This is a genomic window from Aureimonas sp. AU20, assembly GCF_001442755.1.
Lineage (GTDB): Bacteria > Pseudomonadota > Alphaproteobacteria > Rhizobiales > Rhizobiaceae > Aureimonas.
On record NZ_CP006367.1, the window covers coordinates 172,885 to 186,117 of the forward strand.

The 13,233-nt window shown below is 66.5% G+C and carries 13 protein-coding genes; 11 read left to right on the top strand and 2 right to left on the bottom strand.

Translation table 11 applies throughout. The features are described from left to right. Positions 1-35: 35 nt before the first annotated feature. Entirely contained in the window at positions 36-1,211 is a 1,176-nt protein-coding gene (locus tag M673_RS00775; RefSeq protein ID WP_061972850.1) for a tyrosine-type recombinase/integrase, read from the top strand. Positions 1,212-1,297: 86 nt separating this feature from the next. Here the strand turns inward: M673_RS00775 and M673_RS00780 are convergent, their stop codons facing one another. Beyond that, the gene (locus tag M673_RS00780) at positions 1,298-2,314 is read right to left on the bottom strand and encodes a YeiH family protein (RefSeq protein WP_061972851.1); all 1,017 of its coding nucleotides are present in this window, start codon (positions 2,312-2,314) and stop codon (positions 1,298-1,300) included. 133 nt (positions 2,315-2,447) lie between these two features. Between M673_RS00780 and M673_RS00785 the strand changes: the two genes are divergently transcribed. After that, positions 2,448-3,326, top strand: coding sequence for a LysR family transcriptional regulator (locus M673_RS00785; RefSeq protein WP_061972852.1), 879 nt, complete (start codon positions 2,448-2,450; stop codon positions 3,324-3,326). Between the two features lie 15 nt (positions 3,327-3,341). On the opposite strand, the gene M673_RS00790 is transcribed toward M673_RS00785, so the two are convergent. Next, on the bottom strand, positions 3,342-4,256 hold the full coding sequence (locus tag M673_RS00790) for a LysR family transcriptional regulator (protein ID WP_061972854.1): 915 nt from the start codon (positions 4,254-4,256) through the stop codon (positions 3,342-3,344). Positions 4,257-4,373: 117 nt separating this feature from the next. Between M673_RS00790 and M673_RS00795 the strand changes: the two genes are divergently transcribed. The 9 genes from M673_RS00795 to M673_RS00835 all read left to right on the top strand — a co-directional run bounded on the left by M673_RS00795 (position 4,374) and on the right by M673_RS00835 (position 13,227). Beyond that, positions 4,374-5,396, top strand: coding sequence for a D-cysteine desulfhydrase (locus M673_RS00795; protein WP_061972855.1), 1,023 nt, complete (start codon positions 4,374-4,376; stop codon positions 5,394-5,396). Between the two features lie 9 nt (positions 5,397-5,405). Next, positions 5,406-6,143 carry an aspartate/glutamate racemase family protein gene (locus M673_RS00800; RefSeq protein WP_061972857.1) on the top strand — a complete coding sequence of 246 codons (738 nt, stop codon included), beginning with the start codon at positions 5,406-5,408 and terminating at the stop codon, positions 6,141-6,143. Next, on the top strand, positions 6,140-7,057 hold the full coding sequence (locus tag M673_RS00805; RefSeq protein ID WP_061972859.1) for a polysaccharide deacetylase family protein: 918 nt from the start codon (positions 6,140-6,142) through the stop codon (positions 7,055-7,057). The genes M673_RS00800 and M673_RS00805 overlap by 4 nt, the downstream gene beginning before the upstream one ends. Positions 7,058-7,146: 89 nt before the next feature. Further along, positions 7,147-8,640, top strand: coding sequence for an ABC transporter substrate-binding protein (locus M673_RS00810; protein WP_061977505.1), 1,494 nt, complete (start codon positions 7,147-7,149; stop codon positions 8,638-8,640). A 17-nt stretch (positions 8,641-8,657) separates the two neighbouring features. Next, entirely contained in the window at positions 8,658-9,578 is a 921-nt protein-coding gene (locus tag M673_RS00815; RefSeq protein WP_061972860.1) for an ABC transporter permease, read from the top strand. Between the two features lie 9 nt (positions 9,579-9,587). Beyond that, positions 9,588-10,451, top strand: a complete 864-nt coding sequence (locus M673_RS00820) for an ABC transporter permease (RefSeq protein ID WP_061972862.1) — start codon at positions 9,588-9,590, stop codon at positions 10,449-10,451. A gap of 12 nt (positions 10,452-10,463) precedes the next feature. Continuing rightward, positions 10,464-11,246 (top strand): SDR family NAD(P)-dependent oxidoreductase, encoded by a 783-nt coding sequence (locus M673_RS00825; RefSeq protein ID WP_148639937.1) that lies wholly within the window; start codon positions 10,464-10,466, stop codon positions 11,244-11,246. Beyond that, a complete protein-coding gene (locus M673_RS00830) occupies positions 11,246-12,253 on the top strand; it encodes an ABC transporter ATP-binding protein (protein WP_061972866.1) in 1,008 nt (335 codons plus the stop codon). The genes M673_RS00825 and M673_RS00830 overlap by 1 nt, the downstream gene beginning before the upstream one ends. Then, the gene (locus tag M673_RS00835; protein ID WP_061972868.1) at positions 12,250-13,227 is read left to right on the top strand and encodes an ABC transporter ATP-binding protein; all 978 of its coding nucleotides are present in this window, start codon (positions 12,250-12,252) and stop codon (positions 13,225-13,227) included. The genes M673_RS00830 and M673_RS00835 overlap by 4 nt, the downstream gene beginning before the upstream one ends. The last annotated feature ends 6 nt before the right edge of the window (positions 13,228-13,233 follow it).

A 13,233-nucleotide genomic window follows, 5' to 3' on the forward strand; every position in this document is an offset into this window, starting at 1 on the left:
TCGTTTAAGCCGACAACGCCCTTTCGCACCACGGCATGGTCGTCGACGAGCTAAGCCGCCTGAAGCTCGCCAAGGCGATGGGAGCCGCATTTCAGCGCGCGAGCCTGACGATCGACGATCTGGCGGCCGGCCGGCTCTTCGCCGAGGACATTCCAGCGCTTGCATGTTCCCATGAGCCTGAGGGCCCTGCCAGAACCGTCACGCCCCACGTGGCTAAGCCTTCGCAAAGCGACCGTCCTTCTGCGAAGGGCAAAAAGCCTGCTGTGACGATGACCGGCCTTTTCGAGGCATGGTGGCGGGAGGCGCAAGCCGCTGGACGTAAGCCGAGCACGCACGAGAGCTATTTCAACACCGTCAAAAGTCTCGTGGCGTTCCTGAAGCACGATGACGCCGAACGGATCACGGCCGATGACATCGTCGCTTACAAGGACCACCGCCTTTCCACGCCTTCACCGCGCACTGGTAAGGTCCCGAGTGCGAAGACGGTGAAGGATAATGACCTATCCGCGCTGAAGACTCTGTTCGGCTGGGCCGTCATGAACCGAAAGCTGCCAGCGAACCCGGCTGCTGGCCTGACGATCAAAGTTGGTTGGAAGGCGCAGATGCGCCCAAAAGGCTTCATCGAAGCGGAGGCGCATGCGATCCTCTCTGCGGCGCTTGCTTACGTAGCTGGGCCAAGGGAGCACCCCAAGACGGCCGCTGCCAAACGATGGATCCCATGGCTTTGCGCTTTTAGTGGCGCCCGGGTTGGCGAAATCGCGCAGCTACGGCGACAGGACGTACGCCGCGAGGGCGATTGGTGGGTTATTCGGATCACCCCCGAGGCGGGCACCGTTAAAACCAATGAGGCGCGAGACGTCGTTTTGCACCCACAGTTGGTCGAGTTAGGTTTCCCGAAGTTCGCCACTGCGAGCAAAGAAGGCCACCTCTTTCTCGTACCCGCTGAGGACGGCGACGTTCTAAAGCCTCAGGCCGGCTTGCTGAATCGTATGCGAGAATTTGTACGGCCGATCGTGCCCGACCCACGGGTGCAACCGAACCATGGTTGGCGGCATCTTTTCACCACGCTATGCATTGATGCCGAGATCGAAGGGCGCGTGTATAATGCAATCCAAGGTCACGCTGCTCGTAACGTTGCCGAACACTGCGGCGACGATCCACCGTTCATCTGGTTGTTGCCGATCAATCATCCCGAGGCGGCAGGCCGTTAAGGGTTCAGCGCGGCCGTTCGATTCTGCTGACAATATGCAGGGTGGCGTGGACGGGAATGAACTGTGGTGTCAGCCCCTCCGTCGTCTTAGACGAGCAGCACGCCGCCAAGTGCGACGAGCGTGATGAACACCCATCCAACGGCGCCTAGGGCGAGTGGGCGCAGTCCCTTGGCGCGCAGCTTGCCGATGTCGGTGGTGAGGCCCATGGCGGCGAGCGCCATGGCGAGCAGGAAGGACGTTCCTGGCACGAGGATGTCGCGCGCGCCTTCCGGCAAGGCAACGACGCTGTTCAGCATCACCATCGCGATGAAGCCGAACACGAACCAGGGCATGGGCGCACGCGCACCGACCCCGCCCCGGCCGCGCGTAGCCATCGCCCCGATCAGAAGGATCATCGGCGCCAGAAGCAGGACGCGGCTGAGCTTGGCGACAGTGCCGAACTGGCCGGCCTCCGGACCACCCTGGAAGGCAGCGCCCACGACCTGCGCCACCTCGTGCACCGAGGCACCGACCCAGAGCCCGTAATGCGCGGCATCCAAGCCGAGCGCCGAGCCCGCAACGGGCACAAGCAGCATGGACAGCGTTCCGAACACGGTGACGCAGGCGATCGCATAGGCGACGTCCTCGTCGCGCGCCTGCGTCACCGTGTTGGTGGCGATCACCGCCGACGCTCCGCAGATCGCCGTGCCGGCGGCGATCAGCTCGGCGAGCCCCCGGTCGACGCCGAGCAGGCGCCCGGCAAACCGGACCGCGAAGAAGGTGGAGACCAGCGAGGCGACGATCAGGGCGAGCGCACCAAATCCAAGGTCGCCGATCTGCGCAACGGTGAGCTGCAGGCCGAGAAGGACGATCGCAAATCGCAGGATGCGGCGCATCGAGAAGGCGACCCCATCCGCGCTGCCCGCGATCGGGCCGACGAGGTTGCGAAGTCCGATCCCGATTATCATCGCCACCACGAGCGGGCTCAAGGCCGGCATCTGGAGAAGGCGGGGAACGAGGATCGCGACCGCGGCGATCGCACCGGTCAGCGCGATGCCCGGAATGACACGCGAGGCCAATGCGAGGGGGTCACCGGCCTGTCCGGTATGGATCTGGATCGACATGGGGCCTGCCACCGAGGGGGAGCGCCACAGGTGCCAGGAGCCCGCGGCTGATACCCCACTATCGGCTTGTCCAGCACGTTTGATCCAATTAGTTCTCTTTGTTGGAACGTTTCGTTCCCGCGATCGGTAATTCATGACATTCGAGCAGCTCCGCATCTTTCTCGCCGTGGCGGAACGCCTCCACGTCACGCAGGCGGCGAACCATCTTCATCTCACGCAGTCAGCCGTCAGCGCCTCGATCGCCCAGCTGGAAGCCCAGCACGGTGTGCGTCTCTTCGATCGGATCGGACGGCGCATCGAGCTGACGCAAGCCGGCCGCCTGTTCGTCGGCGAGGCGCGCGACCTCTTGGAGCGGGTCGCGCAGACGCGCCACGTCCTAGACGAGTTGGCCGACGAGGTGCGCGGGCAGATCCGCATCCATGCCAGTCAGACGGTCGCGAGCTACTGGCTGCCGCCGCATCTCCTATCCTTGCGCACCGCGCATCCTTTGCTCGACATCGCCCTCACGCTCGCCAACACCGCGACCGTCGCCACGGCGGTTTCGGACGGGTCGGCCGATATCGGCTTCGTGGAGGGTGCCGTCGCCCAGGACGACCTCATCCAGCGCGTCGTGGCACGCGACGAACTCATGCTCGTAGTTGGACGTGCGCACCCCTGGTCGAGCCAGCCCGACGTCGAGCCGTCGCGCTATGCCTCGCAAGCTTGGATCCTGCGCGAGCCGGGCTCGGGAACGCGCGCCGAGTTCGAGGCGCATGTCGGGAACGCTGGCGTCGCGCGACAGGACTTGCGCATCCTGCTGGAACTCCCCTCCAACGAGGCTGTCCTCAGCGCGGTCGCAACGGGGCTCGGCGTCAGCATCCTGTCGCGGCGCGCGGTGCAAAGCGCGTTGGCCGCAGGCGAGGTCGCCGCCTTTCCCGTCGATCATCCGCCTCGCCCCTTTATGGTACTGACCCACCCCGAGCGTCACCGTACCCGCGCCGTTGCAGCGCTTCTGGCGCTGACTGCGAGCTGAAGCGTCAGGCCTGCCTCAGCTCCCGTCGAGACGACCGGATCGATCGGCCAGCTCAAGCCAGATCTGTTCCTCAAGCTCGCTGCGCGGACCGAGAAGTCGCGCCACGATCACCTCCAGGTCGCAGCTCGGCAGATGGTCCGACAGGTCCGCAAGACGTCCCTCCTCGATCGGGCGACGCGCGAGCGAGGTCGGCACCCAAGCTGGCGCCACACCGGCCAGCGCCATCTCGCAGGAGGCGAAAGTCAGCGCCGTCTCCACCCTTGCCTCGAGACGCAGGTCGCGGCGCAACCGTGCAAGAACCGTCCGCTCCATGGCTTGCCCAAGGAAGACGTCCGCGGGATAGGCAACGAAGGGGAGCTCGCCCGCCGACAGGCACCCGAGAAACCAGTCGACCCGGCCTCTGGCCAGCACCGGAACGAGCTGCTCCCTCCCGATCACCACCGACTCCACGAAGTCCGTGCGGACGGGGTGGCTCGAGCCCGGCAGCCGGTAGACGACCGCGATGTCGGCCTGATGCGAGAAGAGTTGCGTCAGGCATTCGTCAAGATTGGCGGAGCGCAGACGGAAGAAGGCGTCGGGTGCCGTGCGCTGCGCCCGCTCGATGATCATCGCGGACATGGTCGCCGTCAGCGCATGCTGACTCACGATGACGATCCGGTTGGCCGAAAGCTTGGCACCCTGCTTCAGGTCACCGACGAGCTGGCGCAGCGCCTCGGCGAGCTCTTCGATCCGCGAACGCTGCGTCTCCGTCGTCGGACGCAACTGCACCGGCTTGCGCGTGCGGTCGAACAGCTCGACGCCGATATGCTGCTCAATCTGCTGGATGCGACGCGAGAAGGCCGACTGCGTCACGAAGCGACGCTCCGCCGCCTCGATAAAGGAACCGGTCTGCGCAACCGCGAGAATGTCTTCGAGCCACTCCAAGCGCACAACAGCACAATCCCTATGCAAAATGCATTTCGCGCATCTTTTATCCCAAATTTCTCATTTGTCGACGAGCTTTCCATCTGAAACAGTCCCCCTGCTCAAGTTCCGAAAGCTAGTCGCATGAACCTTGCCCGTTTTCCTCGCATCTTTCTCGCACACCTGCCGACGCCGTTGGAGCGTCTGGACCGGTTGACCAAGGCGCTGGGCGGGCCGGAAATCTGGGTCAAGCGGGACGACTGCACCGGCCTGTCGACCGGCGGCAACAAGACGCGCAAGCTAGAATTCCTGATGGCCGAGGCGATGAACGAGGGCGCGGACCTCGTGATCACGCAAGGCGCCACGCAATCCAACCACGCCCGCCAGACCGCGGCCTTCGCCGCCAAGCTCGGGATGGGTTGCCACCTCCTCCTCGAGGACCGCACCGGCTCGAAGGACTTGAACTACAACGGCAACGGCAACGTGCTGCTCGACCATCTGCACGGCGCGACGACCGAGACGCGCCCCGGCGGCGCGGACATGGCGGCCGAGATGGAGGCGGTGGCCGAGCGGCTGCGCGGCGAGGGCCGGCACGTCTACGTCATTCCGGGCGGAGGGTCGAACCCGACCGGTGCGCTCGGCTACGTGAACTGCGCCTTCGAGCTGGTCGGTCAGATCAACGACCGCGCGCTGCCGATCGACCGTCTCGTGACGGCCACGGGCAGCGCGGGCACCCATGCGGGCCTGATCGTCGGTCTCAAGGCGATGAACGCGCAGCTTCCGCTGCTCGGCTTCGGCGTACGCGCTCCAAAGGAACGACAGGAAGCGAACGTCTTCGACCTCGCCTGCCGCACCGCGGAGAAACTCGGCTGTCCCGGCGTCGTCCAGCGCGAGGACGTGGTCGCCGACTGCGACTATGTGGGCGCAGGATACGGCGTGCCGCGCGAGGACACGATCGAGGCGATCGCGATGTTTGCGCAGCTCGAGGGCATCCTTCTTGACCCCGTTTACTCGGCCAAGGCCGCCGCGGGGCTCATCGACTACTGCCGCGAGGGCCGCTTTGCCAAGGGCGAGCGGGTGGTCTTCCTCCATACGGGCGGCTCAGCCGCTTTGTTCGGCTACGATGCGGCGCTCGCCGCCGTTCGACCCGCCGACCTGGCGAGCTGAGCGCCGCCGATGCCCGTTCCCGTCCGTCGACCCATCGGCATCCTGGGAGGCATGGGCCCGGAGGCGACCGTGCTTCTCATGCAGAAGCTGATTCAGGCCGTCCCGGCGCAGGACGACGCGGACCACGTTCCCCTCCTCGTGGATCAGAACCCGCAGGTTCCCTCGCGGATCCTGCACCTGATCGAGGGCACAGGCGAGGATCCGGGACCGACGCTGGCCGCGATGGCCGCTCGGCTGGAGCGTGCGGGGGCGCAGGCCATCGCCATGCCCTGCAACACGGCGCATCACTATGCGCTGGCGATCCGGAGCGCGGTCGCCGTCCCGTTCATCGACATGGTGGCGGAAGCGGTCGCCCGGGCGCGGACCCTTGCCGACGGGAGTGGACGCGTCGGCCTATTGGCGTCGCCGGCCGTGCGCCGCATCGCGCTCTTCGAACCTGCTTTCGAGGCGGCCGGACTGGTGCCCGTCTATTTGGAAGCGGACGAGGCGCTTCTTTCGGTGATACGCCGCGTCAAGGCGGAGGGTCCGACCGCAGCGGCCCGGGCCGGTCTCGCCGAAGCCTCTGCCAGCCTCGCCGAGCGCGGTGCGAGCGTCCAGATGATCGCCTGCACCGAATTCTCGCTGCTGAGCGACGCGATGGCGCCCGGTGTGCGGTCCTTCGACGCGATGGACTGCTTGGTGGAGGCGATCGTCGCGTTCGCCTTGCTGAAGGAGCCGGCGCGCGACATGAGGGAGGCGCGGGCATGACGACGGCCGATCGCAACGAAGTCCAGCCTTGGCTCTGGGACGAGCCAACCTGGCGAGCGAAGGTGGACAAGGTCCGGGCCGGACGCTCGCTTCGGCCCGAGCGCTGGCCGAATGGCGCGCGCATGGCGTTCGCCGTCTCGTTCGATTCCGACCACGAGACTTTCGAGCTGAAGAACGGCGGCCGCTCGATCGGGCGGATGAGCCAGGGGCAGTACGGCGCGCGTCGAGGCGTTTGGCGGATCCTTCGACTCTTGGAGCAGCACGAGGTACCGGCCTCCTTCTTCGTTCCCGCCGTTTCGGCCCTGATCAACCCAGACGAGATCCGCGCGGCGCGCGACGCGGGCCACGAGATCGGGATCCACAGCTGGATCCACGAGATGAACTCGGGGCTGGACCACGCCACGGAGCGCGATCTAGCCCTTCGCGCCGCCGACGTCCTGGAACGGCTGTCGGGCGTGCGGCCGGTCGGCATGCGCACCGCGTCCTGGGACTTCAGCCCCCATACGCTTGCCATCGTGCGCGAGATGGGTCTTCTCTACGACTCCTCACTCATGGCCGACGACGAGCCCTATGAGCTTCTGGCGGATGGTGAGCCGACCGGCGTGGTCGAGATCCCGGTGGAATGGATCCGCGACGACGCCCCCTACATGGCGATGGACCGCGCTGGTGGCGCCCGACCCTACGGCGGTCCCGCGATGGTGGCCGACATCCTGCGTCGCGAGCTGGACCTGGCCTATGCCGAGGGCGGACTGTTCCAGATGACCCTGCATCCCCACCATGTCGGTCATCGCTCCCGAATCTTCATCCTGGAGGATACGATTCTCCATGCGCGCTCGAAAAGCGATGTCTGGTTCTGCACCCACGCGGAGCTAGCGCGCTACTGTGCGCGGGAATGCGGGCTTGCCGCTCCCTGAGTCGAGCCCGTTCGGCACGGCGCGCCGGATTGGCGGCGCGGCACCACCCAAAGCCCAGCACACGAGAAAGGTCGCACGGTATGAATCGCATGAAACGAGGACTGGCATCCGCCGCCGTTGCCGTCATGGCGTTGATCGCGACCGGTGCTCTGGCCCAGACCAAGGAAACGCTGACGATCGATCTGCCCGGCGAGGCCGCGACGCTCGATCCCCATCTCCAGTGGAACACTGAGAGCTATACGATCTACCGCAACATCTTCGACAACCTTTTGACCCGGAACGCGGCGGGCGAGATCGTGCCTCAGATCGCAACGAAGTGGGCCTACGACAACGACACGACGCTCACCTTCACGATCCGCGACGACGTCACCTTTCAAGACGGCACGAAGCTGACCGCTGAGGACGTCGCCTTCTCGGTGAACCGCATCATCGACCCGGCGCTGAAGAGCCCGCAACTTTCGCAGTTCGACCAGATCCAGTCGGCCGAGGTGGTGGACCCGGTGACGGTCCGCCTCAAAACCAAGTCGGCCTATCCTGCGCTTCTGGCGCAGCTCGTGAAGCTCTCGATCGTGCCCAAGGCCTATGTAGAGAAGGTGGGTGATGCCGAATTCAACTTGAAGCCGGTCGGCAGCGGTCCCTACAAGCTTGTGGAATGGAAGAAGGGCGTCGAAACCGACCTTGCGGCCTACGACGCGTACTGGCGCGGCAAGCCGCCCTTCCCGCGCGTCGTGTTCCGCGCCGTGCCCGACGTCTCGACCCGCATCGCCGACCTCCAGACCGGCAAGGCTGATCTCGCGCGCGAGGTACCCCCCGACCAAGCCTTCAGCTTGAAGGACGGCGCCGATACCCAGCTCCTGTCGGCTCCGACCGAACGGGTGGGCTATCTCTACCTGAACGCCCAGGCCGGCCCGACCAAGGACGTTCGCGTCCGACAGGCCATCGCCTACGCGATTGACCGGCAGGGCCTCGTGGACGCGCTGCTCGAGGGCTACGGCAAGCCGGTCAACATCGTCGGGGCTGAGCCGATCTTCGGCTACACAGCCGAGGTCGAGGGCTATGCCTACGATCCCGACAAGGCGATCGAGCTAATCAAGCAGGCCGGCGCCGAAGGCGCGACGGTCGAGTTCCTGACCTCCCCCTCCTACAGCCGGGCGCTCGTGGAGGCGATCCAGCAGATGCTGAACGAGGTCGGCCTCAACGTCGAGATCGCCTCCAGCGATCAGGCGACCTTCCTGAAGCGCCGGCAGGGCGAGGCGGCGAATGCCGGCGGAATGGCGCTCGGCCTCTGGTCTTGCGCCTGCCAGGACGCGGACGGCATCATCTTCCCCCTGTTCCGCAGCGGCGGCATCTGGGCGAAGTACGAGAACACGAACTACAACGCGCTGGTCGACGAGGCGCGCACGATCCTCGACGGCGACAAGCGCCTCGGACTTTACAAGCAGGCCTACGAGATCCTGCGCGAGGACGTTCCGGGTATTGGCCTCTACCAGGTCTACGCGCTCTACGGCGCCTCCAAGAAGCTCCAGTGGCAGCCCACCGCCAACGAGGCCATGTTCGTAATGGACATGAGCTGGCAGCCGTAAGGGGCCGGACGCCGATCATGTTGAGCTACGCCGTCCAGCGCTTCCTGCAAGCGATCGTCGCGATCTTCGGCGTGCTTACGATCGTGTTTGTCGTGATGCATCTGTCGGGGGACCCGACGCTGCTCCTGGTGCCCCAGGATGCCTCGGCCGAAATGATCGCCGAGTTGAGGCGCCAGCTCGGCTTCGACCGGCCCATCTCGGTCCAGTATCTCGACTATCTTGCCGGACTCTTCCGGCTGGACTTCGGTCTTTCCGTCGTCCAGCGCGTGCCCGCCCTCGACATCGTCCTGTCGCGCCTGCCCTACACGATCCAGCTGGCGGCAGGCGCGCTTCTCATCGCGGTCGGCGTCGGCATCCCGGCGGGCATCGTCATGGCGACGCGACGCGGGACCGCCGTTGAGCGTCTCCTGACCGCGATCGTGGTGACCGGTCAGAGCGTGCCGACCTTCCTGTCGGGCATCCTCCTGATCTTCGTGTTCGGCGTCACGCTGCGCTGGCTACCGACGTCCGGCTCGGGTGAATGGTCCGCCATGATCATGCCCTCCATCGCGCTGGGGGCTCTCTCCATGTCAACGTTTGCGCGTATGACCCGCATCTCGATCGTGGACGAGCTGTCCAAGGACTATGTGCGGGCGGGTCGCGCGCGCGGCCTGTCGCTGGCCCAGGTCGTCGCGCGGCACGTCCTTCGCAACGCCTCGATCCCCGTGATCACGATCGCCGCGCTGGAGATCGGCAACCTCCTCGCCGGCGCGGTGATCGTCGAGACGGTGTTCGCCTGGCCCGGCATCGGGCAGCTCGCGATCCAGTCCATCCAGTCGCGCGACTTCCTGGTGGTTCAGGTGATCGTGCTCCTGATCTCCTTCGTCTACGTCATGACCAGCGTGCTCGCGGACTTCGTCTACGTCCTCGTCGATCCGCGCATCCGGCTGGCGCGATAGGGAGCCGCCATGACCGTGCCCGCCCTCGCCCTTCGCCGGCGCGCACGCCGCGTCCCCCCTTCGGTGGTCGTGGTGCTCCTTATCTTGGCGGCGATCGTCCTTCTAACGGTGCTCGCCCCCTACGTCGCGCCCTTCGACCCCAACCGGCAGACGCTCCTCGCCCGTCTGAAGCCTCCCGGCTTCACCTATCGCGGCGCGACCTACTGGCTCGGCACGGATGATCTCGGCCGCGACCTTCTGTCGAGGACGCTCTATGGGGCCGGCGTGTCGCTCGGCGTCGCGAGCCTTTCGGTGGTGGTCTCGACGATGGTCGGCGTCACGCTCGGCATGCTGGCCGGGTGGTTCCGGGGCTGGACCGAGACGGTGATCATGCGCCTCGTCGACATCATGATGTCGATTCCTGCGATCCTGCTGGCCGTCCTGACGGTGGCGGTGCTGGGACCGGGCTTTCAGAAGCTCGTGCTGGTTCTCGCCCTCACCCGCTGGCCCCGCTACACACGCGTTGCCTACGCCCAGACGCTGCAGGTGGCGAACCTGCCTTTCATCAAGGCCTCGGAGCTGGCGGGCGCGGGGGCGATGCGCATCCTCTTCCACCATGTCCTGCCCAACATCGCGGGACCGATCCTGATCGTCATGACCGCCGAGTTCGGCCTGATGATCCTGTTCGAGTCGGGTCTCTCCTTCCTCGGTCTCGGCATCCAGCCGCCGTCCGCCAGCTGGGGTTCGATCATGAGCGTCGGGCGCCAGTACATCGAGCGCGCGCCCTGGATCGTTGCGGTTCCAGGCGCCTGCCTCTTCCTGCTCGTCTTTTCCGTCAACGTCGTAGGCGACTGGTTGCGAGACCAGCTCGACCCGCGCTCGCGAACCCGCTGAAGGATGCCTCCTATGGAGTTCCAGAACAGGACGATGGTCGTGACCGGCGCAGCCGGTATCTTCGGCGGCTGGATCGCAAGCTACTTCGCCAAGCGCGGCGCGAAGCTCTGTCTTAGCGACAACCGCATGGACGGGCTCGAGAAGCGGGCCGCCGACCTCGGGCTCGATCCGGGCATCACGCTCCTCCACGCCACCGAGTTGACCGACGACGAGTCCATGCTCTCGCTGGTCGACCTCGTGCGGGAGAGCTGGGGCGCGCCCGACATCCTGGTCAACAACGCGGGCATCTACACGCGCTACGACCTCCTGGACATGGAGTTCGCGGACTTCGATCGAGTCTTCAGCATCAACCTTCGCGCGCCCTTCGTCCTGTCGCGCGAGATGTCCAAACTCATGATCGCTCAACGGCGGCAGGGCTCGATTGTCAACATCTCGTCGGGCGCGGCGCGCAAGATGAACCAGGGCTCGGTCACCTACTGCACATCCAAGACAGCGCTGGAGCGCCTGTCCAAAGGCTTCGCCCTGGAGCTCGCCCATCACGGCATCCGCGTGAACGTCGTGGAGCCGGGATTCGCGCCGGGCAGCGAGGTCTCAGCCTTGAGCGACGCCTATGTCGCCAACATGCTCGCCAACATCCCGCTCGGCCGCGCCAGCGGCCCAGAGGACGCCGCCTCCGCCATCGCCTACCTCTGCTCGGAGCAGGCCGGCTTCGTGACGGGTGCCGTCATCAGCGTCGACGGCGGCAACTCGATCGGCACCTATCGCCGGCCCGAGCCGGCCGCGGCGGCGGGCTGATGAGCGCGAGCGCAGCAGTGCCGACCGGCGCGCTTCTTCGGGTCGAGGACCTGACCATCGAGATCGACGGCGCCCATGTCGTGGACGGTGTGTCCTTCGCCGTGGATGCGGGCCGCGTGCTGGCGCTGGTGGGCGAGTCCGGCTGCGGCAAGTCGCTGACCTCCTATGCCATGCTCGGCCTCCTGCCGCCCGCCGCACGCCGAACGGCAGGTCGCATCCAGCTTGCCGACACCGACCTCTCGGCCTTGAGCGAGCGCCAGTTCCGTCGGGTCCGCGGTCGCGACATCTCGATCATCTTCCAGGAGCCCAGCGCCTCGCTGGATCCGCTCAGCACGGTGGGCGCCCAGATCGCCGAGGCCTACCGCGCCCATCACAAGGTTTCGATGAGGGAGGCGCTCACGGCAGCACGCGCCATGCTCGCCGACGTCGGCATTCCCGATCCGGACCGCCGGCTCCACCAGTATCCGTTCGAGCTGTCGGGCGGCATGTGCCAGCGCATCATGATCTCGATTGCGCTGATCTGCGCCCCGCGCGTGCTGGTCGCCGACGAGCCCACCACCGCGCTCGACGTGACGATCCAGGCCCAGATCCTAGACCTGATGAAGCGGCTCGTCGCCGAGCGCGGTACGGCGGTCGTCATCATCACGCACGACATGGGCGTCGTGGCCGACATCGCCGACGACGTCGCGGTCATGTATGCGGGGCGCGTGGCCGAGATCGCGCCCGTCGAAGAGCTCTTCGCCCGGCCCCAGCACCCTTATACGGCGCTGCTTCTCGCCAGCGTTCCCAAGCCCGGACACCCGCCCAAGGTTGACCTCGCCACGATCGAGGGCATGGTCCCCGCCCCGCAGGAGTTCGGCCCCGGCTGCCGCTTCGTCGACCGCTGCCCGCTCGCGAGCGAGCAATGCCGAAGGGAGCAGCCGCCGCTCTTCGAGCGCGGCGGCCGCCATCGCTCCGCCTGCTGGCACGCCGACCGCGTTTCCGAGCTTGGAAGGATCGCCGCATGAGCGCTGTCGCCAACGTTCTGGAGATGCGGGACGTCGCCGTTTATTTCGGCGGGCGCGGATCGCTTCTCGGCGCCTCGACGCCGGTGGTGCGGGCGGTGAACGGGGTGGATCTTACGATCCGCAAACGCGAAACCGTAGCACTGGTCGGCGAGTCCGGCTGCGGGAAGTCGACGCTTTCCAACGCCATCGTCGGTCTCCAGCCCGCGCAGTCGGGCACGATCCGCGTCGGCGGCGAGGAGGTGATCGGCGCGAGCCCGCGGAAGCTTCACGCCATCCGCCGCCATGTCCAGATGATCTTCCAGGACCCGGCGCTCTCGCTCGATCCGCGCTCCACGATCGGCGCGACGGTCGGCGAGCCGCTGCGCGTGCGCGGGATCGCCAAGGGCCGAACGCTCAAGGAGCGCGTCGGCGCGCTCCTCTCCCAGGTCGGCCTGCGGCCCGACCATGCCGACCGCTATCCCCATCAGTTCTCGGGCGGCCAGCGCCAGCGCGTGGTGATCGCTCGGGCACTGGCCCTCGAACCCGATCTCGTGATCTGCGACGAGCCGGTCTCGGCGCTCGACGTCTCGGTGCGTGCCCAGATCCTCAACCTCCTGACCGCGCTTCAAGAGCGGACCGGCGTTTCCTACCTCTTCGTGTCGCACGACCTCGGCGTCGTCCGGCATATTTGCGACCGCGTGGTGGTCATGTATCTCGGGCGCTTCGTCGAGATAGCGGAGCGCGACACGTTCTTCGCCTCGCCCAAGCACCCCTATACGCGTGCGCTCATGTCGGCCGTACCGGAGGCCGACCCGGTGGTGCAGCGCGCCAAGCAACGCTTCGTGCTGACGGGCGAGCTGCCGAGCCCCGCCAACATCCCATCCGGCTGCGCCTTCCGCACCCGATGCCCGCTGGCGACCGAAATCTGCGTCAACGTGCGTCCAGAGCTGACGCCCCGTCCCGATGGCGCGCTGGTCGCCTGCCACCATGCCTAGGACCCG